21 protein-coding genes and 1 tRNA gene are annotated in these 21,929 nt (G+C 65.7%); 10 read left to right on the top strand and 12 right to left on the bottom strand.

The annotated features are described in order from the left end of the window. Positions 1–76: 76 nt before the first annotated feature. A complete protein-coding gene (locus tag IE122_RS09715; protein WP_189620958.1) occupies positions 77–826 on the bottom strand; it encodes an SDR family oxidoreductase in 750 nt (249 codons plus the stop codon). Between the two features lie 317 nt (positions 827–1,143). On the opposite strand from IE122_RS09715, the gene IE122_RS09710 reads away from it, so the two are divergent. Beyond that, positions 1,144–2,115, top strand: a complete 972-nt coding sequence (locus IE122_RS09710; protein ID WP_189620957.1) for a cation diffusion facilitator family transporter — start codon at positions 1,144–1,146, stop codon at positions 2,113–2,115. After that, entirely contained in the window at positions 2,112–2,606 is a 495-nt protein-coding gene (locus tag IE122_RS09705; RefSeq protein ID WP_189620956.1) for a GFA family protein, read from the top strand. Before IE122_RS09710 ends, IE122_RS09705 begins: the two co-directional genes overlap by 4 nt. 182 nt (positions 2,607–2,788) lie before the next feature. Here IE122_RS09705 and clpX read toward each other — a convergent pair whose 3' ends face one another. From clpX to IE122_RS09685, 4 genes are all read right to left on the bottom strand, one after another. Continuing rightward, positions 2,789–4,054, bottom strand: a complete 1,266-nt coding sequence (clpX, locus tag IE122_RS09700) for an ATP-dependent Clp protease ATP-binding subunit ClpX (protein ID WP_189620955.1) — start codon at positions 4,052–4,054, stop codon at positions 2,789–2,791. A 133-nt stretch (positions 4,055–4,187) separates the two neighbouring features. Beyond that, positions 4,188–4,853, bottom strand: a complete 666-nt coding sequence (clpP, locus tag IE122_RS09695) for an ATP-dependent Clp endopeptidase proteolytic subunit ClpP (protein ID WP_189620954.1) — start codon at positions 4,851–4,853, stop codon at positions 4,188–4,190. Between the two features lie 160 nt (positions 4,854–5,013). Further along, the gene (gene tig, locus IE122_RS09690; RefSeq protein WP_189620953.1) at positions 5,014–6,582 is read right to left on the bottom strand and encodes a trigger factor; all 1,569 of its coding nucleotides are present in this window, start codon (positions 6,580–6,582) and stop codon (positions 5,014–5,016) included. Between the two features lie 61 nt (positions 6,583–6,643). After that, positions 6,644–6,728: transfer RNA gene (locus IE122_RS09685), tRNA-Leu, on the bottom strand. A 176-nt stretch (positions 6,729–6,904) separates the two neighbouring features. Here IE122_RS09685 and IE122_RS09680 point away from each other — a divergent pair. Beyond that, a complete protein-coding gene (locus tag IE122_RS09680) occupies positions 6,905–7,069 on the top strand; it encodes a hypothetical protein (protein WP_189620952.1) in 165 nt (54 codons plus the stop codon). Between the two features lie 123 nt (positions 7,070–7,192). Here IE122_RS09680 and IE122_RS09675 read toward each other — a convergent pair whose 3' ends face one another. Beyond that, complete coding sequence (locus IE122_RS09675) at positions 7,193–7,681, bottom strand: hypothetical protein (protein ID WP_189620951.1); 489 nt, start codon at positions 7,679–7,681, stop codon at positions 7,193–7,195. A gap of 114 nt (positions 7,682–7,795) precedes the next feature. After that, positions 7,796–9,679 carry a signal peptide peptidase SppA gene (gene sppA, locus IE122_RS09670; protein ID WP_189620950.1) on the bottom strand — a complete coding sequence of 628 codons (1,884 nt, stop codon included), beginning with the start codon at positions 9,677–9,679 and terminating at the stop codon, positions 7,796–7,798. Between the two features lie 147 nt (positions 9,680–9,826). Here sppA and IE122_RS09665 point away from each other — a divergent pair, with 147 nt between their 5' ends. Both IE122_RS09665 and IE122_RS09660 read left to right on the top strand, forming a co-directional pair. After that, complete coding sequence (locus IE122_RS09665) at positions 9,827–10,807, top strand: aspartate carbamoyltransferase catalytic subunit (protein ID WP_189620949.1); 981 nt, start codon at positions 9,827–9,829, stop codon at positions 10,805–10,807. Beyond that, positions 10,804–12,051, top strand: coding sequence for a dihydroorotase (locus IE122_RS09660; RefSeq protein ID WP_189620948.1), 1,248 nt, complete (start codon positions 10,804–10,806; stop codon positions 12,049–12,051). Before IE122_RS09665 ends, IE122_RS09660 begins: the two co-directional genes overlap by 4 nt. Before the next feature lie 88 nt (positions 12,052–12,139). On the opposite strand, the gene IE122_RS09655 is transcribed toward IE122_RS09660, so the two are convergent. The 5 genes from IE122_RS09655 to IE122_RS09635 all read right to left on the bottom strand — a co-directional run bounded on the left by IE122_RS09655 (position 12,140) and on the right by IE122_RS09635 (position 16,894). After that, positions 12,140–13,027, bottom strand: coding sequence for a nucleotidyl transferase AbiEii/AbiGii toxin family protein (locus IE122_RS09655; RefSeq protein ID WP_189620947.1), 888 nt, complete (start codon positions 13,025–13,027; stop codon positions 12,140–12,142). After that, a complete protein-coding gene (locus IE122_RS09650) occupies positions 13,020–13,877 on the bottom strand; it encodes a hypothetical protein (protein WP_189620946.1) in 858 nt (285 codons plus the stop codon). Before IE122_RS09650 ends, IE122_RS09655 begins: the two co-directional genes overlap by 8 nt. Before the next feature lie 387 nt (positions 13,878–14,264). Next, positions 14,265–15,659 carry a tetratricopeptide repeat protein gene (locus IE122_RS09645; RefSeq protein ID WP_189620945.1) on the bottom strand — a complete coding sequence of 465 codons (1,395 nt, stop codon included), beginning with the start codon at positions 15,657–15,659 and terminating at the stop codon, positions 14,265–14,267. A gap of 24 nt (positions 15,660–15,683) precedes the next feature. Then, the gene (locus tag IE122_RS09640; protein WP_189620944.1) at positions 15,684–16,160 is read right to left on the bottom strand and encodes a hypothetical protein; all 477 of its coding nucleotides are present in this window, start codon (positions 16,158–16,160) and stop codon (positions 15,684–15,686) included. 14 nt (positions 16,161–16,174) lie between these two features. Further along, positions 16,175–16,894 carry an AAA family ATPase gene (locus IE122_RS09635; RefSeq protein WP_189620943.1) on the bottom strand — a complete coding sequence of 240 codons (720 nt, stop codon included), beginning with the start codon at positions 16,892–16,894 and terminating at the stop codon, positions 16,175–16,177. A 222-nt stretch (positions 16,895–17,116) separates the two neighbouring features. Here IE122_RS09635 and IE122_RS09630 point away from each other — a divergent pair, with 222 nt between their 5' ends. From IE122_RS09630 to IE122_RS09610, 5 genes are all read left to right on the top strand, one after another. After that, on the top strand, positions 17,117–18,229 hold the full coding sequence (locus IE122_RS09630; protein WP_189620942.1) for an SPOR domain-containing protein: 1,113 nt from the start codon (positions 17,117–17,119) through the stop codon (positions 18,227–18,229). Positions 18,230–18,235: 6 nt separating this feature from the next. Further along, a complete protein-coding gene (locus IE122_RS09625) occupies positions 18,236–19,477 on the top strand; it encodes a DUF418 domain-containing protein (protein WP_189620941.1) in 1,242 nt (413 codons plus the stop codon). A 73-nt stretch (positions 19,478–19,550) separates the two neighbouring features. Then, positions 19,551–19,736, top strand: coding sequence for a (2Fe-2S)-binding protein (locus IE122_RS09620; RefSeq protein WP_189620940.1), 186 nt, complete (start codon positions 19,551–19,553; stop codon positions 19,734–19,736). A 319-nt stretch (positions 19,737–20,055) separates the two neighbouring features. Continuing rightward, positions 20,056–20,535, top strand: a complete 480-nt coding sequence (bfr, locus tag IE122_RS09615) for a bacterioferritin (RefSeq protein ID WP_189620939.1) — start codon at positions 20,056–20,058, stop codon at positions 20,533–20,535. A 263-nt stretch (positions 20,536–20,798) separates the two neighbouring features. Then, complete coding sequence (locus IE122_RS09610; RefSeq protein ID WP_189620938.1) at positions 20,799–21,926, top strand: AI-2E family transporter; 1,128 nt, start codon at positions 20,799–20,801, stop codon at positions 21,924–21,926. Positions 21,927–21,929: the final 3 nt, after the last annotated feature.

Raw genomic sequence — 21,929 nt, 5'->3', positions numbered from 1 at the left:
GACATGGCAGCACCTGTCTGAGGTGTTGCACTTCGTTTGTGAACTCAGAGGGATCCCGCTTCAGCACGAACAGCCGTTACGTCACCGGCGCATTCAACATGCCGAACACCTGCTCGTAGCGCCCTTCCACCTCGGCATCGCGCAAGGCGCGCACGCGCTGGACGCCGATGAACGCCGGCGTCGGCACCTTGGCGAACAGGTCCATCACCTCGTCGATGAATTCGTCCAGCGGCATGTAACCGGCGCGGGTGGATTGCCCCGGCGTCAGTTCGGTCTGCACCGCGGGCGGTGCCAGTTCGATCACCTCGACACGATCGACCAGCGCTTCGCGCAAGGATTCGGTCCACGAATGGATCGCCGCCTTGGTCGCCGAATAGACCGCCGCGCGCACCAGCGGCACGAAGGCGAGACCCGACGAGACGTTGACGATCACGGCGTCATCCACAGACTTGAGATGCGCCAGCAGCGCATCGGTCAGGCGGATCGGCGCGACAAGGTTGGTGGCGATGCAGTCTTCGGCAGGCCCCAGATCGCGCGGCTGGGCCACGTCCTCCAGCGGCATGATCCCGGCATTGTTGACCAGCACGTTGAGCGCGGGAAATTCGCTGATGATGCGCTCGGCAAACGTAGCCACCGCTTCAGGATCGGTCACATCAAGCACGCGGGCGTGAAGCTGAGAGCGCCCTTCACCGGTGGCGGCAAGGCTGCCCTCGGTACGGCCGGTGACGATCACGGTGTTCCCGGCATCGTGCCAGCGCCGCGCCAGCTCGCGGCCAATGCCCGAACCGCCGCCTGTCAGAAGAATGGTATTGCCGCTGGTCTTCATGGAAATCTCCGCTGGGCTGGGCCGGGAATGCAGTAGGCACTGAGGCTCACGACCAAACGCTCGTCACCCTGAACTCGTTTCAGGGTCCATTTCGCCTCCGGGCACATGTTCCCGAAGGCTCGATGGATGCTGAAACGAGTTCAGCACGACGTGGCTTATGGGGCAAACTTTTGGTTTCGGATGATCGTCGTAAGCCCGCAATGTAGGCAACGCCTGCAGTCCCACAAAGTGCCGGGCGCGGCGAAATGCGGGCTTCGTGCGATGATATGATACGTCATCGCTTGCCGCAAACCGCCCCGCCATGTCATCGCGCCCCGATGAGCAGCCACCACCACGCCCCGCACGATCACGACCACTCACATGACCACGGGCATGGCCACGGCCACCATCACCACGCCCCGCCCCCGCCCGGCAGCATGAGCCGCGCCTTCGCGCTGGCGGTGGCCTTGAACGCCGGATTCGTGGTCGCGGAAGCGGTGGCGGGGTTTTACAGCGGGTCGATGGCGCTGCTGGCGGACGCCGGGCACAACCTTTCGGACGTGCTGTCGCTGCTGCTGGCCTGGGGGGCGAGCGTTCTCGCGATGCGGCCGCCATCGCAGCGCTTCACCTATGGCCTGAAGAGCTCGTCGATCCTCGCCTCGCTGGCCAATGCGGCGCTGCTGTGGGTCGCGATCGGGATGATCCTGGTCGAAACGGTGCGGCGCTTCTTCGAACCTTCTACCGTTGCCGGGCCGACGATGATGGTGGTCGCCGCCGCCGGCATCCTCGTCAACGCGCTGTCAGCCATGCTGTTTGCGCGCGGTTCCAAATCGGACCTCAACTTGCGCGCTGCCTTCGTCCACCTGATGGCCGATGCCGCCGTCTCCGCCGGGGTGGTGATCGCCGGCCTGCTGATCTGGCTGACCGGCAGGCAGTGGATCGACCCGGTGACGTCGCTGATCATCACCGCCGTGATCGGCTGGTCCAGTTGGGGCCTGCTCAGGGATTCACTGCGCATGGGGATGCTGGCGGTACCCGAGGCGATCGACAGCCGCGCCGTGCGCGACTTCCTGACCGCCCGGCCGGGGGTGACCGCGCTGCACGATCTGCACATCTGGCCGATGAGCACGACCGAAACCGCGCTGACCGTCCACCTCGTCATGGACGGCGCACCGATCGCGCACGATTTCCTGAGCACGCTGGCCGACGATCTCGACCATCGTTTCGGCATCGGCCACGCCACCGTGCAGATCGAGACCGCCAGCGGCGCACCGTGCGCGCTGGAATGCCTGGAAGGGGCCGGACAATGACCGAAGGGTTCCACGACGGCGGCTGCGGCTGCGGCCACGTTCGCTATCGGGTGGAAGGCGAGCCGATCTTCGTCAACAACTGCCACTGTCGCCAGTGCCAGCAGCAGACCGGCGGCACCAGCGTGGTCAACGCCTTCTATGAGGGCGAGCGGTTCGTGCTGACGCAAGGCGCGTTCAGCGAACATATCGTCACCGCCGGCAGCGGCGGCCCGCACACGATCTGCCGCTGCACCGCCTGCGGCACGGCGGTGGTGAGCTTCTATCCGCGCATGGGCCGGCTGGGCGCTGGTTTGCGGGTCGGCACGCTGGACGATGCGTCATGGGTGACACCCGACGCGGTGATCTTCACCGGCGAGGCGATGCCGTGGGTCGCATTCCCCGCCGGCATTCCCGCGTTCGAGACGACCTACAACGCACTGGACCTGCTCCCGCCCGAGCGGGTGGCAAGGCTGAAAGCACTGGTCGAGCGGCGCAAGGCCGGCGAGGGGTGAGATAAGAGCAACACCCCCGCTTTTTCCCTTTCGTCATCCCCGCGAACGCGGCGACCCAGCTCACAATAGCTCAGCAGATGGGTTCCCGCCTTCGCGGGACGGACGACTGTTCGAGAGCCCCCCCAAAGAAAAGGCCGCCCACCTTTCGGCGAACGGCCCTTTGCATTTTCGCGTTTTCCCGATCAAGCGGCCTGTTCGGCTTCCTTGTCGCCCTTGAGGACGCGCACCGGTTCCTTGCGGCCGTCGACCACGTCCTTGTCCACCACCACTTCGGCGATGTCGGTTTCGGTCGGCAGGTCGAACATGGTGTCGAGCAGCAGGCCTTCGACGATGGAGCGCAGGCCCCGCGCGCCGGTCTTGCGGTCGATCGCCTTCTGGGCGATCGCCTCCAGCGCTTCCTCGGTGAAGGTCAGCGTCACGTCTTCCAGCTCGAACAGCCTGGCGTACTGCTTGATCAGCGCGTTCTTGGGTTCGCGCAGGATCTTGACCAGTGCCGTGATGTCGAGGTCTTCGAGGGTCGCGATCACCGGCAGACGGCCGACGAATTCGGGGATCAGCCCGAACTTCAGCAGATCCTCGGGCTCGCTGCGGGTCAGCAGTTCGCCGACGCGGCGCTTGTCGGGATCGGCAACGTGCGCGCCGAACCCGATCGAGCGCTTTTGCAGGCGATCGGCGATGATCTTTTCAAGGCCGGCAAAGGCACCGCCGCAGATGAACAGGATGTTGGTCGTATCCACCTGCAGGAATTCCTGCTGCGGATGCTTGCGGCCACCCTGCGGCGGCACCGAGGCGGTGGTGCCTTCCATCAGCTTGAGCAGTGCCTGCTGCACGCCTTCGCCCGAAACGTCGCGCGTGATCGACGGGTTTTCGGCCTTGCGGCTGATCTTGTCGATCTCGTCGATATAGACGATGCCGTGCTGCGCCTTTTCGACGTTGTAGTCGGACGCCTGCAGCAGCTTGAGGATGATGTTCTCCACGTCCTCACCCACGTAACCGGCTTCGGTCAGCGTGGTGGCATCGGCCATGGTGAAGGGAACGTCGAAGGTCTTGGCCAGCGTCTGCGCGAGCAGCGTCTTGCCGCAACCTGTCGGCCCGACGAGCAGGATGTTCGACTTCGACAGCTCGACATCGCCCTGCTTGCCCGAATGCTTCAACCGCTTGTAGTGGTTGTGCACGGCAACCGACAGCACGCGCTTGGCGCGCTGCTGACCGATCACGTAATCGTTCAGGGTCTTGCAGATGTCGAGCGGCGTGGGCACGCCGCCGTCCTTCTTGCCCGCGATCCCGGCCTTGGTTTCCTCGCGGATGATGTCGTTGCAAAGCTCGACACATTCGTCGCAGATGAACACCGTGGGGCCCGCGATCAGCTTGCGCACCTCGTGCTGCGACTTCCCACAGAAGCTGCAGTAGAGGGTGCTCTTCGCGTCAGATCCGCTCAATTTCGTCATTATCCGTTTTTATGCCCCCGTGCGAGGCGACTCAACCAGTCTACCTTGCAGGGGGCTGGTTTAGCAATCCTAGCCCGAAATGCTTGACCGAGGCTGAAGATGCAACTCCCGCCCCGGCCCCGTTCGTCAGGCGTCAGCTATCGCCCTTTTCCGCATCCGGGCGGGTTTCGAACACCTTGTCCACCAGGCCGAACGCCAGCGCTTCTTCGGCTTCAAGGAAGGTATCGCGGTCCATCGCCTTCTCGATCTCGTCAAGCGACTTGCCGGTGTACTTCACGTAAAGCGCGTTCAGCCGGGTCCGCATGCGCAGGATTTCGCGTGCCTGGATCTCGATGTCCGAAGCCATGCCGCGCGCGCCGCCCGAAGGCTGGTGGACCATGATCCGCGCATTGGGGAGCGCGATGCGCATGCCCGGCTCACCGGCGGCCAGCAGGAAACTGCCCATCGAGGCGGCCTGCCCGATGCACACGGTCGAGACGCGCGGCTTGATGTACTGCATGGTGTCATGGATCGCCATGCCCGCCGTGACGACCCCGCCCGGCGAGTTGATGTACATCGAGATGTCCTTCGACGGATTTTCCGATTCGAGGAACAGCAACTGCGCCACGATCAGCGAAGCCATGTGATCCTCAACCTCGCCGGTGATGAACACGATGCGTTCGCGCAGCAGGCGGGAATAGATATCGAAACTGCGTTCGCCGCGGCTGGTCTGCTCGACGACCATAGGCACCAGAGCGCCGGTCACGGGATCGGTAGTGAATTTTCCTTGGGCGTTCGACGCGCCGAACAGGTCGAGCATGGGAGTCCTCATCTGGTTGCAGGTGCCTATGTCGCGCGCCAGGTCCCGACATTCAAGGGCGTTAATCCCAATCCTTGGGACAAGGTGGCCGGGAAAGGCAAAAGGGCCCGGCGCAGGGTTGCGCCGGGCCCTTTGCATCAGGTGGCAGGCCGGACGAGGATCACTCCTCGGTGGCGGCGGCCTTCTTCTTGGCCGGAGCCTTCTTGGCGGCCGGCTTGGCCTCGGCTTCATCGCCTTCGGCTGCGGCGGCCTTCTTCTTGGCGGGGGCCTTCTTCGGCTTGTCCTCGGCAACGACTTCGTCAGCAGCGACGGCTTCGGCCCGAGCGGCTTCGGCATCGTCAGCCTTCTTGGCCTTCTTGGCGGGAGCCTTCTTGGCGGCGGCCTTCTTGGGCGCATCGCCCTCGTCGGCATCGGCCTCGATCGCGGCCTGCAGCTCTTCCTTGGTCACCTCGCGCTCGGTGACGTCCGACTTCTCGATCAGGAAGTCGATGACCTTGTCCTCATAGAGGGGCGCGCGCAACTGGGCGGCGAGCATCGGGTCCTGCTGGACGTATTCCATGAAGCGCTGGCGGTCTTCCGGGCGATACTGCTGGGCGGCGCGGCTCACCAGCATCGACATTTCCTGCTGCGATACTTCGACGCCGTTGGCCTGGCCGATTTCCGACAGCAGCAGGCCCAGACGCACGCGGCGCTCGGCGATCTTGCGGTAATCGTCCTTCTCGTCCTCGATTTCCTTGAGGGCGGCGGCAGGATCTTCCTCGTTCGCGGCTTCCTGGGTCAACTGCTCCCAGATCTGCGCGAATTCGGCTTCGACCATCGAAGGCGGCACGGCGAAATCGTGGCCGGCGGCAAGCTGGTCGAGCAGCGAGCGCTTCATCGCCGTGCGGGTAAGCCCGGCGGTTTCCTGCTCAAGCTGGCCGCGGATCAGGTCCTTGAGCGCGCCGAGATCGGCAAAGCCCAGGGTCTTGGCGAATTCCTCGTCCACCACGGTGTCGACCGGGGCCTTCACTTCATGGACGACGATGTCGAAAGTGGTTTCCTTGCCCTTGAGGTTTTCGGCGGGGTAGTCGTCGGGGAAGGTCACGGTGATGGTGCGCTCGTCGCCGGCCTTGGCACCCTTGAGCTGCTCTTCGAAGCCGGGGATGAAACGGTCCGCGCCGATCACCAGCGGGGCCTTTTCGGCCTTGCCGCCTTCGAACTCGACGCCGTCCAGCTTGCCGGTGAAGTCGATAATCAACTGGTCGCCGTCCGCCGCTTCGCCATCCTTGGTTTCATAGCGCTGCTGGCCCTTGGCGATCGTGCCGAGCGATTCGTCCACCGCCTCGTCCGAAACCGGCACCACCAGCTTTTCCAGCTTGAAGCCTTCGGTCGACGGGGATTCGATCTGCGGCAGCACTTCCAGGCTGACCGACAGCTCGGCGTCCTTGCCTTCTTCGTAGCCGTCGCCCAAGGCAACGTCCGGGTTCATCGCCGGGCGCAGCTTCTGCTCGGTGACGAGTTGGTCCATCGCTTCGCGGATCGCGGTGTTCAGCGCATCCTGATGGATGGCCGGGCCGTGCATCTTGCGCACCAGGTTGGCGGGAACCTTGCCGGGGCGGAAGCCGGGCATGCGCACCTGCGGGGCGATCTTCTTCACTTCGCCTTCGATCCGCGCGACGATGGTCGCGGCGGGGATGGTCACCGTGTAGGCGCGCTTGAGGCCCTCGTTGGTGGTTTCGACAATCTGCATTTCGCTGCCTTCCTTGCGTGTCGGTATCGGCTCACCCTCCCTCCCGACAGAGGCGGAAAACTGGTGCGGGCGAAGGGACTCGAACCCCCACATCTTGCGATGGCAGGACCTAAACCTGCTGCGTCTACCAGTTCCGCCACGCCCGCTTGGATGAAGCCGTGAAACTCAAGGGACGGGCCCTTATAAGTTCGCACGCAAAAGGGCAAGTGTCGCGCGTGTGAACCGCTGCATCCTGCCGCCCTTGCACGCCCGTCCGGGGGTGCCCACCTTGGTTGCGACCCTCGATCCCATCGCCGCCGTCGCGCGGCAGAAAGCGCATTCCATGGCTACCCAACCCGGCGACGAGCCCGGCAACACGCCCGACGAGACCCCGCCGCTGCAGCCCAGCCAGCAGCCGGTCGAACCGCCTGCCCAACCCGAAGCACCCGAAATCGCGCCTGATTTCGACATGCCCGACACCGGGCCGGCGGAACTGCCGGAGGTGTGATCTGCCAGGGTTCCCGCGAAGGCTGGACCCTGTCATGTCCTGCGCGCGTGGACAAAATCGAACGACCGTTGACGCCCAATGCCTGCCGTTCAACACCGATCCGTGGTGGACCGAGAGCAGTCGTTAGCGGGCGAAGGTATAGACTTCCGCGCCCGTTCCAATGACGAAGGAGCGTCCGGTCGGTGAGAACCCAAAAACGCGCACCTCCGGGACGAAGCTGGTGAATGTGGAAGGTTCACCGGTTTCCTCCGTTGGAGGAATTAGGATGACCACATCGTTACTGCTGTTCGTCAACCGGCCCGACAAGCGCCAGCCGTCCTGCGTCTCGGTTGATAGAGTGCCGCCGTAGATCGGTCCAGCGATCACAACTTCCTGACCCGCAAGCGGTCCGATCCCTTGTGCCGTCCGGGTGTCTTCATCGAACGGGAAGAGCGGATCGTCGTCCCGAGCCAGAAGCTCTCCCGTAGCGCAATCGACAACCCCTCGACCATCATGAGTTGCCACCAGAAGCAAGTCGGAAGCCGCCGCGAACCCTACGCCGATAAGTCCGCCCGCTCTGACGGTGCGGCGCGATGCCCACGGCATGGCGACGGTCTGTTGCGAGTTCGACATGAGCAATTGGTAGCGCGGCTTGCGTCCGGTTTCTACCCGGCTACGCTTTCAAGCAAATTGTCCGCTTCCCACCAATCCCGGCCATTCCAATCGGTGCTGAATTTGTTAAACAGCCTAACGTCCGGCCAGCAACCGCGCCAGAAATGTTTCGGCAGTGCGGTCATTGACCGGAGCCATGCCCGCATTCACCGGGCAGCCGATGCAGTAAGCCTGCATCCCCGTCCCGCCCATCATCCGCTGAATCTGCGTCCCGGCCCGCGATAGCTGCTGGCGTTCGCGCGCGGCGACGAGGCCGGCGAAATCGTAAGCCGCGCCCTGCCCCGCCTTCGCGCGCGCAGCCCCTTGGCCGAGATCGCCCAGCAGCATCGCCCAGGTCGATTCCTTCGATTCGAGGAACTGCGCGTGCCACCCGCTCGCCACCCCCGCACGCTTGGCGGCATAGGCCAGCGCCGCATCGAGATCGCCGTATTCGTCGACCAGACCGTTCTGCCGCGCCTGCTCGCCCGACCAGACCCGCCCTTGCGCGATGGCTTCAATCTTCGCGGCCGGAACCTTGCGCCCCTGCGCCACGACGCCGACGAACTTCGCATAAGCGCTTTCGACCGAAGCCTGCAGCAGTTGCGAGGTTTCGTCGTTGATCCCGCCGAGCACATCGGGCTGGCCCGATAGCGGCGTCGCCCGCACCGAATCGGTGGTGACGCCGTACTGTGCCAGCGTATCCTCGAAGCTGGGGATGATGGCGAACACGCCGATCGATCCGGTGATCGTATCGGGTTCGGCAAAGATGCGATCTGCAGGCGCGGCGACCATATAACCGGCGCTGGCCGCGACGTTGGCCATCGAGGCGATCACCGGGATGCCCTTCTGCCGGTAGCGATCGATCGCCCGTCGCATACGCTCGCCGGCCAGCGCAGCACCGCCGGGGCTGTCGATCCGCACCACCAGCGCCTTCAGGTCGCCTTCTTCCAGCGCCTTGTCGAGCAGCCCGGCGATGCGATCGCCCCCGGCATTGCCCGGACCGGCATCGCCGTCCACCACATCGCCGGCGATGGTGATGACGCCGATCGCCGCGCCCTTTTCGCTCATCGGGTTGGCCGCCAGCCAGTCCGCCAGCAGGGTGTGGGCATAAGGCAGATCGTCCGCATCGCCCTTGCCGACGAGCTGGGCGATGCGGGCGTCGAATTCGGTCTTGTCGCCGATCCGGTCGATCAGCCCGGCGGATTTCGCGCCTTGCGCCAGATCGCCGTTCACCGACCGCGCCCAGCCGGCGGGATCGGTGGTCATTTGGGCGATGTTCGCCTTGGGCCGCGCCTTGGCGATACCCGCCTTCCACGTCTGCCAGACCGAACCGAGTAGCGCCGTGTTCTCTTCCCGCGCAGGGTCGGACATCTTTTCAAGGATATAGGGTTCGACGAAGCTCTTGTAGGTGCCCACGCGATAGACGTGCGCCTTGACCTTGAAGCGATCGAGCAGACCCTTGAAGAACTGCATCGATCCGCCCGGCCCGGCCACCACCGCGCCGCCCATCGGATCGACCCACGCCTCGCTCGCATGTGCGGCGAGCTGGACGCCATCGTCGGCATAGATATGCGCGAAAGTCAGCACCGGCTTGCCCGCCTTGCGCACCGCATCCATCGCCGCGCCGATATCGTTGAGGTGGACGCGCCCGGCACCGGTGAAGCGCGACAGGTCCAGCACCACCGCCTTGATCCGCTTGTCATCCGCCGCCAGCCGCACCGCGCGGGCCACATCGCGCGCCTGGAACTCGCCGGTCGGGGCTTCCCCTGCCAGCGCCATGCGCAACGGATCGGGATTGCTCGCTTCCTCGACGATCGCCCCGTCAAGATCTATCAGCAGCGCACCATCCGCCACCCGCCCCGGCACCGGCCGCGACGACATGGCGGCATAGAGCACGCCGAAGAACAGGATCAGCAGCAGGAGCACCATCGCGTCCTTGATCGCGACCAGCAGCTTCCAGACCTTGCGCGCGAAAACCATGGGATCTCCTGAACCGGGGCCTCCCGCTTAACCGAGCCGGCGGCGCGGCGAAAGGGCGCGCCGCACACGGTAACGGTGGACAGAGCGCCACGGTGCGCCCGAATCGGCTTGTTCGCCGGGCCCGGCAGGCCTAAGGCGCTGTCTTCAATGACATCGCCGGAATTCAGCTATCCGGAAGGCTCCGCCGCCTTCCCGCACGCCGGCCTGGTCGGCATCGCCGGCCTTGCGCCCCATGAGATCTTCTACCTCCTCGACGAGGCGGAACAGTGGGTGGAACTGAACCGGGGCGCGGAGAAACGGCGCGAATTGCTGCGCGGGCTGACCATCATCAACGCCTTCTTCGAGAATTCCACCCGCACGCTCCTCTCGTTCGAGATCGCCGGCAAGCGGCTGGGCGCGGATGTCGTCAACATGGCGGTCGCCACCAGCAGCGTGAAAAAGGGTGAAACGCTGATCGACACGGCGATGACCCTCAACGCCATGCAGGCCGACGCCATCGTCATCCGCCACGGCAGTTCGGGCGCGGTGCAGCTTATCGCCGGGAAGGTCGGCTGCCCGGTGCTGAACGCCGGGGACGGCCAGCACGAACACCCCACTCAGGCCCTGCTCGATGCGCTGACGATCCGCCACGCCAAGCGCCACTTCAACGGCCTGCGGGTGACGATCTGCGGCGATATCCTGCACAGCCGCGTCGCCCGATCGAACATCCTGTGCCTCGTCTCGCTCGGTGCCGAAGTGCGCGTCTGCGCCCCGCCCGCGCTGATGCCGGACGCGATCGAGCAGATGGGGGTGCGCGTCTTCCACGATTTCCCGGCGGCGCTCAAAGGCGCGGACGTGGTGATGATGCTGCGCCTGCAGATGGAGCGGATGGAGGGGCAGTTCATCCCCTCCCCTCGCGAATATCGCCACCTCTACGGCCTCTCGCTCGATCGGCTGGCGCTGGCCGAGCCCGATGCGCTGGTCATGCATCCCGGCCCGATGAACCGGGGGATCGAGATCGAGAGCAATGTCGCCGATCTGGTCGGCCGCTCGCAGATCACCACCCAGGTGGAAATGGGCGTCGCCATGCGCATGGCCTGCCTTGATGTCCTCACCCGGCGGGCGCGCAAGGTGGAGGGTTGGGCATGAGCCAGCACCCGCCCCTCACCATCACCGGCGGCCGCATCCTTCACGCCGACGGCACCATCGCCCCCGGCACGCTGCGCTGCGAGAAGGGTTTCATCACCGCGATCGGCAGCGATGTGGTGGCGCAGCCGGGCGACGAGGTTCATGACGCGCGCGGCAAGCTGATCGCCCCCGGCCTCGTCGATATCGGCGTGTTCGCCATCGACAAGCCCGCGTTCCATTTCGGCGGCGTCACCCGTGCCGCGCTGATGCCCGACCAGAACCCCCCGCTCGACGTGCCGGCGCGGGTGCGGTTCGCGGCGCAATCCGGCAAGCCGGACTTCTGGGTCCACCCGCTCGCCGCCGCCACGCAGAACCTCGAAGGCCGGATGCTCGCGGAAATCGCGATGATGCGTGATGCCGGGGCCCGCGCCATCGCTACCGGGCGCAAGTGGATCGCCGATTCGGGCACCATGCTGCGGCTGCTCCAGTATGCCGCCATGCTCGACATGGTGGTGATCGCCCATGCCGAGGATGCCGGCCTGGTCGGCAAGGCGGTGGCGACGACCGGCGAGATGGCGACCCGGCTCGGCCTCCCCGCCGCCCCGGCCGAGGCCGAGGCGCTGGCGATCATGCGCGATCTGGCGCTGGCTGACCTCGCGGGCGCGCGCATCCATTTCCGCGCCGTGACCACCGCCGCCGGGCTGGACCTGATCCGCACCGCCAAGGCGCGCGGCATCCGGGTGACGGCGGGGACGACGCCCGCCTATTTCATGCTGTCCGACCTTGCGATCGGCAATTTCCGCACCTTTGCCCACGTCTCCCCGCCGCTGCGGCAGGAGGCGGACCGGCAGGCAGTGATCGCCGCCATCGCCGATGGCACGATCGACACCATCGGCTCCGGCCACGATCCGCGCGGGCCTGAGGACAAGCGCCTGCCCTTCGCCGATTCGAGCCCCGGCATGGCCGGCGCGGAAACGCTGCTGCCGCTGACGCTCAACCTCGTCGCCGACGGCCGGATCGACCTCCCCCGCGCCTTCGCCCTGTTGAGCGCCAACCCGGCCGCGCTGCTGGGCGTCAACGCCGGGCGGCTGGCCGTGGCCGCAGAGGCGGATATCGCCGTGATCGACCCGGAACGGCCGTGGATCGTCGATTCGGAAAAGATGGCCGCCAGCGCCGGCAACACCCCGTTCGACAAGCTCCCGGTCACCGGCCGCGTGCTGGCGCTGTTCAAGGGCGGGGTGGCGGTGAAGATCAAGGCGGGGTGATGGGGGGTGTGGGCCGGAAGGCGTTGCGCCGGAGCTGATGCGGGACGCGCTTTCCTTTCTGCTTTCGTCATCCCGGCGGCCGAAGCCGTTACCACGGCAGGGAGCGATAGAACTCTCTGACAGCAGCGAAGCGTTCTTCGAAGGGCGGCAGGTCGGACACTTCGAGCCGTAGCGTTTCCCAATCCCGTTGCGCGCGTCTCGCCACCTCTGGGTCATCAATCGATTCGCGCGTGGGCTCGATCCTGCGCGATCGGCACTTTTCGATCAACGTCTCCAAAATCTTTACTCGAAGCGCATCGCCCAGCGGATTTTCATCGATCAGCAGAGCGATGTCATAGACATCCTGTCGCCGGTTTCGGTTGCGGATCGGTTGTTGCAGAAGCGCGCGCAATTTTTCGGCGATTAGCTCGCCGAGCGTGAACGCGCGGACCGCGATATCGGCCTCTCCTAGATTGAGCTCTTGAAACGCGTAGACCTGATCGCGAAAGCTGACCTCGACGAACAGGATGCGGCTCGCTTTTCCCTCTGCCAATGCCGCTTCCTGCTTGCTGCCCCGCTCTGCCGACCCAACGCGCAATTCGAGCGCGGGAAATTCGGCATTCTCGAACAAATCGGAATGTGGGCGTCGCTTCACGCCCTGCACCCGGCAGACGAGATCGAGATAGCCAAGCTTGATGGCAGCCGCGTGCAATTTCGCATCGAGCTCATCTCGTAGCAGGTCGTCGAAACCATCCGGCGGTACTGTCGCGGAGAAATCCACATCGCCAGTCACGCGACGCGAACCGAAGGCCAGCGCCATGAGCGTGCCGCCTTTCAAAACAAGGCTCTGACTGAGCGAAGGCGAAAGCCCGATCGCGGCGAGGACGATCTCGGTAACTTGTCGGTCGAGATACAATTGGGGGTCGGCGCGGGCGCTTTTGACCCATGCGCGAATATCGACATCGACGATTTCGACGACCGGATCCGTATCAGGCATTGAGCGCGATCATCCATTTTTCCGAAAAGACCTGCCCATATGGAGCCTGCGAGTCGAGCTTGCGAGAGCCTCCCCGCTGTGCGCATCGCGTCCATCCGTTGATGTCCGGGTGCAACAGACCCAACATCTCATCGAGGATGTAGCCGGCCCGCACCTTCACGATCGGGCTGTCCGTCGTATCGACCGCAGCGACGATCTCATCAAGCCATTGTGCGGCGTGCCGGTCATAACAGTCGAGCACATGGCGAATACCCCCGCAGAGCAGCGGTTGGTCGAGCATGTCGACGAAGACTCTACCGATCGTGGCAATTCGGCTGACGCTCCCGGCGATAGGGGCCGGTTCGGCTGGATGCTTCGATTCGTGGATAATGACGCGGCGACGTCGAACCTGTTCGCGAATGCCGATCCTGCTGAGTTGCGGCAGGAGAGATTGCGCCGGCTCGTCTTCGTAATCCTCGGCCATCTGGACGTCGCGCATATGTGTCCAGAGCGTGCGGGCCGGTGTCGTAACGTGCAGCGCCTCGGGCGAGCGATCCGTGACGCCATATCGCTGCATGGCAGACAGATGCGAAATGTAAGCGAAGGGATCGACCAGGCAAATGGCCTCTTCGGCCGTGGGCGCGATTGCTGCCTGAACGACGCGCCACACGCCGGCCTTGAAGTCTTCGTCCGGTGCTAGGACCCTGCGCTTCTCCAATGTACGGATCATCGCGCGGTGTTGAGGCTGCGACCAGTAGGCTGGGAGGCGTAGAATGCGCTCTCCGGAATATTGCCCAGTGGCTAAAAGCGGCCGAACGCGGTGATATAGCTGATATTCGGTAACGAGCGGGAGATCGGCATCTGCCAGCATCCGAGCAATCGCCTGACTAAAATATATAGGCACAGTAATGAACTCCATACGTCCTTAGGACGTATGGAGTTCATTACATGGCTTGTCAAGTCCTGATGCCAATCAACATGCAAACGATCGACAGTTGCGTTACAGCAGGGAATGCTTTACGTCCTGAGGACGTAAAGCATTCCCTGCTGCATGATGGGTGCTTTTCTCGAGAACTCTCTGCGACCTTCATTTGCAAGCGTCAAGCCGACAGCCGTTGGAGCGGTATTCCCGCTTTCGCGCAAATGACAAAAGTCTGGCTCGCTTGGTTGCGCGTCTCAAAACCGCAGAAAATCGGCCTCCCGTCCGGGGACGGGAGGCCGCAAGGCTCGCATGAAAGGGTCTGCGAGGGAGGAAGGATCAGCGGGCGCGTTCGCGTGCCGTGGCCGGGGCGGTGCCGCGATCGGCGAACAGGACGCCGCCGACCGCGCCGGGCAGCGGCTGCTTTTCGGCATAGGCGAAGCAGCCTGCGCCGCGGCCCTTGACCGACGAGCAGAAGCTGGACGCTTCCTGATGGCCGAAATCGCGCGCGGCGACGCGGAAGTAGCGCTGGCCGCGCACTTGCGCCTCGGTGATCTCAAGCTGGTGGTCGCGCAGTTCGGGATTGCGCGACTTGAAGATCGCCAGCGACCGCTTGGCCCCGTCGAGCGTGCGGAACGAGCCGAGCTGGACGCGGTGCGTGGAAGCGATGCCGGCGTGGTGCGCCCGGGGCGCGGCCGGGCCGGACGGCGCAGACGCGGTGGCGGGGCGCAGATCGGCGAAGGCGGCGGCGGCGGTCGGCTCGGCAAGCGGGGTGGCGCGGACCTTGGGCGCGCGCGCGGTGAGCGGCGTCGGCGCGGGTATGAAGGCCGGGGTGGCAGCGCGCGGCGCTTCGGGCTCAGCCATCGCCAGCGCGTGGCTGACCGGTGCCGGTGTCGTGGCGACTTCGGTCGGAGCGGCGTCCTGCGCATCGGCCAGGGCCGGCAGTTCGCTGCCCGGCTGCAGGGTGGCGAGCGAGGCGGTGGTGGTCGCCTCGGCATACTGGGTCGGCGCGCGACCGGCGAGCGCGAGTTCGGCGGGCTGGCCGGCATCGGCGCGCACCGGCACGTTGAGCATCATCGCCACGCGCTGGCGCGAGGCCTGCGGCAGGAGCTGCTGCGCCCATTCGTCCATCCGCGCATCGATCTGGTCGGCAGGAACGTCCTGCCCGGCGATCACCCGCGCGGCGGCCCAGCGGCCATCGAGGGCGTAGACATAAGCAAGGTTCTGGCGTGATTTCACGGTCGCGTTGCCGCCGCGCACCACGTCCGACAGGATCGCCACGCCCTGCGCGGTCTCTCCGGCCAGCGCGATGGCCAGGCCATAATCGCTGGCGGGGATCGCATCGCGGTTGGCTTCGAGCAGGGTGCGCGCTTCGGTCTGGCGGCCCGAGCCGATATAGGCGAGCGCGCGAGCCAGGGCGATGTCCGGGCCGGCGCGGCCAAGCGTGTCGACATCCTCGAACGTGGTCGAAGCCGCTTCGAACCGACCCGCCGCAAGGTAGGCCTGGGCCAGCGAAAGGCGGGCCCCTGCGTCGTTGGGCGATTTGGCGACGCGCTTTTCCGCCTTGGCGATCGCCGGGCTCGACGCCTGGCTTTCGCCGCTGTCGCTCGCCTCGGTGGTCTGACCGGCGTAAGCGGCATGCGCACTGACGACACCCCCGGCGAACAGTGCCGCAGCCATCGCGGTGCATAGGGTGAAACCGATGTTTCTGGCCTGGCTGTTGACGCGTTCCATAGGACTTATCCTTTGCCTTGATGCTCAGCGATGCTTGCGGGCCAGCTCGGCCAGCGATGCGATTTCAGGGAGTTGCGAAATGTAGAGGTCGAGCGCTTCGGTCACGATGTCCTGGGCGCTGCGGTCCAGCATGGTGCTGGTCATCCGCAGCCGCAGGTGGCGATCGCTATCAAGACGCAGGGTAAAAGCGGCGCGGCGGCCGGCAGGGCGCGATGCCGGCGCGGTTGGCGGAGCCGCAGAAATGCGCCGCCCCAGTTCCTCGATCCGGCGCAGCACTTCGGGCACGTCCGGCGTATCGAGGGCCGGCGCGGGCGTGGCGGGCTGCGAAGCAACCGCTTCGGCGGGCGCATGGCCCCAGTCGTTCCAGCCCAGGTCATCGGCCCCGGCATCACCCGCTTCGCCGCCGCCACAGATCGGCTGGCGACGCATGGCGGGCTTTGCCCCACCCTTGCGGGCCAGCAGGTCTGCCGAGAGCGATGCGAGGCTGCGGGGGATGGTCATGGCCGGCGCTCCCCTCAGGACCCGGCGACGCGGCGGCCGAAGCCACCCATCGGCCGGCCCGCGCCAACCAGTGCAGGCTGGTTGCCGGCGGCAGAGAAAACGGTGCGGCGGAAGTTCTTTTCCAGCCGATCGGCGACATAGTTCCACAGTGCCGCGACCTCGGCGGCGGAGCGGCCGTTCGGATCGCATTCCATGACGGTGCGGCCATCGATCATCGAAGCGGCGAAATCGGTGCGCTGGTGCAGCGTGATCGGCGCGACAGTGCCGTGCTGCGACAGCGCTACCGCCGCCTCCGCAGTGATGCGCGCCTTGGGCGTCGCGGCGTTGACGACGAACAGCAGCGGCTTGCCCGAGCGTTCGCACATGTCGACCGTGGCCCCCACGGCGCGCAGGTCATGCGGGCTGGGGCGGGTCGGCACGACGATCAGTTCGGCGACCGAGATCACGCTCTGGATCGCCATGGTGATGGCGGGCGGGGTATCGATGACGGCCAGCTTGAAGCCCTGCTGGCGCAGCAACTGCAGATCGCTGGCGAGCCGCGCGACCGTGGTCTGCGCGAAAGCGGGGTATTCCGCCTCGCGCTCGTTCCACCAGTCGGCCAGCGAACCTTGCGGATCGATGTCGATCAGCACCACCGGGCCCGCGCCGGCGCGCTGCGCCTGGACGGCGAGATGCCCCGACAACGTGGTCTTTCCGGACCCGCCCTTCTGCGATGCCAAAGCCAGTACGCGCAACGCTTGTCCCCCGATTGCGAAACGAAAATGAGACTCTCCGTTCGTGGAGATCGCAGATCGTTCCTAATTTTGGGTTAACCGCACTTACCCGCCGGTAACGCGATCTGCGGGAGTTTCCCGGACGCGCGGCGTTGGCGCTGGTATCCTGTAAAGGTTTTGCGCATAGTATCGCCTTCGGCTTCCACTTAGGGCGATCCTGACTTGCACACTTTCTTGCGGCTTATGCTGGCCGGCTCGCTGACCGGTGGCCTGATCCTTGCTGCCCCGGCGCTGGCGGACGTGAAGGCCGGGGTCGACGCCTGGTCGGCCGGCGATTTCGACCGCGCGGTGCGCGCATGGCAACCGCTGGCCGACAGCGGCGATGCCGATGCCCAGTTCAACCTGGCGCAGGCCTACAAGATGGGCCGGGGCGTGCCGATGGATCTGGACAAGGCAGAGCAGCTCTATTGCGCGGCAGGGCGGCAGGGGCATGCCCAGGCATCGGACATCTGCGGCCTGCTGCTGTTCCAGCGCGGCGAACGCGCGCAGGCGATGCCGTTCCTTCGCGGTGCCGCCGATCGCGGCGATCCGCGCGCGCAGTACATTCTGGGCGTGGCGCACTTCAACGGCGATATCGTGGAGAAGGACTGGGTGCGCGCTTATGCGCTGGTCAGCCTGGCCCAGCAGGCCGGGCTGCCGCAGGCCACCGGCGCGCTCAAGCAGATGGATGAGCACATCCCCCTTCCCGATCGGCAGAAGGCGGTGCTGCTGAGCCTGCAACTCGCCAGCGCCGCCGATGCGACCCGCGCGCGGGAAACCACCGCCGCCTCGCTCGGCACCGCTCCGGTCAATCCGCCGGCCACCGCCAGACCGGCCGCCGTGGCCGTGGCGGGGCCAACCTCGGTGCCCGTCACCACCACGCCCTCGCCCCGTCCCGCCGCCATCGCCAAGGGGCCAAGCGGCGCGGGCGCGGATTTCACCCGGCCGACCGTCCACGCCGGACTGCCGCCCGCCGCCACCCCCAAGCCGGCACCCGCACCCGCGCCCGCAAAGGTTCCCGCCCCGGCCAAGGCCGTCGTCAAACCACCTGTCGTCGCCGCTACCCCGGCCCGCGCGCCCAGCCCTGCCGGAGCATGGCGCGTCCAGCTTGGCGCGTTCGGGGTCGCCGGCAATGCGCAGGCGTTGTGGAGCAAGATCGGCGGTCGTCCCGAACTGGCCGGTCACCCGCGCCTGCTGGTCCCGGCGGGCAAGCTGACCAAGCTGCAGGCCGGCGGCTTCGCGTCCGAGGCCGATGCTTCGGCCGCCTGCCGCAAGCTCACCGCCGGCGGGTTTACCTGCATCCCCACCCGCGAATGATCGCCGGTGCCTGCCACCCCCGCTGACCACCGGCTCGTTTCGCTCGATCTGGTGCGCGGCGTTGCGGTGCTGGGCATTCTGGCGATCAACATCGCCGGGTTCGCCGGGCCCCGCACCGGCGTCACCTCGCCCTGCCGGCTAGCCGCCCCGGACCCGTGCGAGCAGACCGCCTATGCGGTCGCCTTCGTGCTGTTCGAAGGCAAGATGCGCGCGCTGTTCGCCGCCCTGTTCGGAGCGGGCATCGCGCTGTTCCAGGACAAGGCCCGGCGGCGTGACGGGGTTCATGCCGAAGTCCTGCAGGCGCGCCGGCTGGGCTGGCTGATGGTGCTCGGCCTGACGCATTATTTCGCGCTATGGTGGGGCGATATCCTGTTCGTCTACGGCGCGTGCGGACTAACCGTTCTGGCACTTATTCGCAGCGAAAATGTACCTTTAATCACGTTGGCGATCATGCTGGGATTGACCGGATTTGCCTGGACCCTGGCCAACGACATGCCCGCCGCCTTTGCCGAGGAACTGGTGCGACTGGGCCGCGCCTCCCCCGCCGACGCGGAAACGGTGCGCGGCTGGTACGTCTGGCTGGCCGAGCGCGACGATGCCGAATTGACGCTCTATCGCTCCGGCTTCGACGATATCGCGCTGGCCAAGGCCGCGAACGAGCCGCTGTGGCTGGTGTCCATAGCGGTTTCGAGTTGTACCGAGATCATCCCGCTGATGCTGGGCGGCGTGCTGCTCTATCGAAGCGGGCTGTTCAGCGGGGCATTGCCCCGGCGACGGCTGGTTATGGCCGGCAGTATTGCCTTGCTATTGGGCCTGGCGCTGACGCTGGGCGCGCTGGCCTGGCTGTGGCCCCGGCACTTCCCCTTCATCGCCATGGCCATGCTGCTGGCCGACGGGTTGCTGCCCGCGCATCTGCTGATGGCGTTCGGGTATCTCGCCCTTTTGGTCTCCGTCGCCCCCGCCGCCGCGCGCACCGCGCCGGGGCGCTGGCTGATCGCCGCCGGGCGCATGGCCTTTTCGAACTACATCGCCACCAGCGCGCTCATGACCGCGCTGTTCTATGGCTGGGGCCTTGGCCTGTTCGGCACGATCGGCCCGACGCGGCAGTGGCTGATCGTCGGCGCGACGTGGCTGGTTCTGACGGGCTGGAGCACGCTGTGGTTGCGGCACTTCCGGCGCGGCCCGCTGGAATGGCTGTGGCGCTGCCTGACCGAAGGACGGTGGCTGACCAACCGGATTTCTGCATGATCGCGTGATAATGAGAACGATTCTCATTGCGAATCTCTCGCAACGTCGTATTATGGGGGCAAGAGGAGCCGCCATGTACGTCTGCATCTGCAATGCCATCCGCGAATCCGACCTGCGCGCCGCCGCCCGTTGCTCGCGCGGCAACGCCGAAGCCGTCTACGCCCGCATGGGCCGCGCACCGCAGTGCCGCCAGTGCCTCGATGATGCGCAGGACATCATCGATCAGGAAACGATGGCACTGGAAATGGCGGTTTCCTAGCGCGTTACCCCGACTTGCTTCGAGGGGCCATGAGGTGCCGCCTGCCCGGACGGGGTGGGCGAGAGCGGCGAGAAGAATAGGGGTTCACGCGGGGGCGCAAAGGCGCAGAGATGTCCGGCTTGCGGCAGCGCCGCTATCCTTTTCGGCGGCGCGTTTCCCTCACCGCTGAATCAGGGAGCAAGGCTGCGCCCTCCCGCAACACCTCCGCGCCTCCGCGTGAACCATCTCTCTCACTGCAAACCTCGCAAACCTGCCTCGGCCGGGTTGCCTCGACCCGCCGCACGCCGCATAGTCCGCGTCCAATTCAGGAGTGCGGACCATGCAGGGCGATGCGGTTGTCATCGAATTTCTCAACAAGGCGCTGTTCAACGAGCTGACCGCCATCAACCAGTACTGGCTGCATTACCGCATGCTGGACAACTGGGGCATCAAGAAGCTCGCCGAATACGAACGCCACGAATCGATCGACGAGATGAAGCATGCCGACATGCTCGCCGACCGGATCCTGTTCCTCAACGGCCTGCCCAATTTCCAGGCGCTCGGCCGGCTCAAGATCGGCGAAGGCGTGGAGGAAGTGCTCAAGTGCGACCTTGCGCTGGAGATGGAGGCCATCCCGCTGCTCAAGGAAGCGATCGCGCACTGCGAAACCGTGCGCGATTACATCAGCCGCGAGCTGTTCGAGAAGATCCTCGAAAGCGAGGAAGAGCATGTCGACTGGATCGAAAAGCAGTTCGACATGATCGCCCGCATGGGCATCGAGAACTATTGCCAGTTGCAAAGCAAGGCTGCGGGGGAATAACGCCCAGGCTCACTACGAAACGCTGTTCCACTCAATTTCGTCATTGCGAGCGACCGAAGGTCGCGCGGCAATCCAGGGCAGTTGACGCGGCTCTGGATTGCTTCACCCGCTTCGCAGGTTCGCAAAGACGATGCCGGACGGCTAGTTTACAGCTTCGCCGTAACTTCGAAGATCGCATCCCGCTTATCGGATCGGCGTGAATACATTTTCGTTCCGGCCGCACAAGCGGGTTGCGGCGGCGCAATTCATGCTATGGACGCAGGATGACAGACCGCCGCAAGCCCCGATATTCGGTTGAAGATACCGGCTTCGCCATCCTCCTGATCCTCATCACCTGCGCATTTGCCTGGTTGCTGGCCCCCTATTTTGGGGCGGTGCTGTGGGGTGTGGTCGCGGCGATCATGTTCCAGCCGCTGACCGCGAAACTGACCCGGCGGCTCGATGGCCGGGCCAACCTCGCCACCTCGCTGGTGCTGCTGGGGCTTATCGCGGTGTTCGTGGTGCCCACGATCCTGCTCGGCTTCAACCTCGTCAGCGAGGCGACCGCGCTGTACCAGAAGATATCGACCAACCAGATCGATCCCGGCCGCATGTTCCACCAGATCGAGGCCAGCCTGCCCGGATGGGCGCGGCATGCGATCGATCGCTACGGCCTCAGCGATATCGAGACCCTGCGCCGGCAGTTCGGATCGAGCATTTCCTCCGGCCTCCAGACCGTCGCCGGCCGCCTGCTCTCGGTCGGCCAGGGCGCGCTGAGCTTCGTCGCCGCGCTGGGCGTGATGCTCTACCTCTCGTGGTTCCTGCTGCGCGACGGGGAAAAGTACGGGGCGATGGTGTGCGAAGCGATGCCGCTGCACGCCGAGACCCGCGATTCGCTGGTCGAACACTTCCTGCGCGTGGTGCGCGCGACGATGCGCGGCACCGTGGTCGTCGCCGTGGTCCAGGGCCTGCTGGGCGGCATCCTGTTCTCGGTGCTGGGGATAGAAGGCGCGCTGATCTGGGGCGTGCTGATGGGCTTCTTCTCGCTGCTGCCGGCGGTGGGGACCGGCATCATCTGGGTCCCCGTGGCGATCTACCTGTTCGCCACCGGGGCGATGGTCAAAGGCGGCATCGTCGTGTTCTGCGGCATTTTCGTAATCGGCATGGTCGATAACGTGCTGCGCCCCATCCTCGTCGGCCGAGACACCCGCATGCCCGATTTCGTGGTCCTGATCGCGACGCTGGCGGGGCTGGAACTGTTCGGCCTCAACGGCTTCATCGTCGGCCCGGTCATCGCCGCCCTGTTCATCGCCGCCTGGAACGAACAGCGCGAGCGGCGCGGTGGTGAGAAGCCGCTGCCCACTCCCGCAACTGCGCAAGACAGTGCGGACACGGAAGCGCACCCGTCCTGATAC

Origin of the sequence: Novosphingobium colocasiae (genome assembly GCF_014652555.1) — a bacterium.
Taxonomy (GTDB): domain Bacteria; phylum Pseudomonadota; class Alphaproteobacteria; order Sphingomonadales; family Sphingomonadaceae; genus Novosphingobium; species Novosphingobium colocasiae.
Note: the sequence above shows the minus strand (reverse complement) of the source record. Positions and strands in the feature narration are given on the sequence as shown.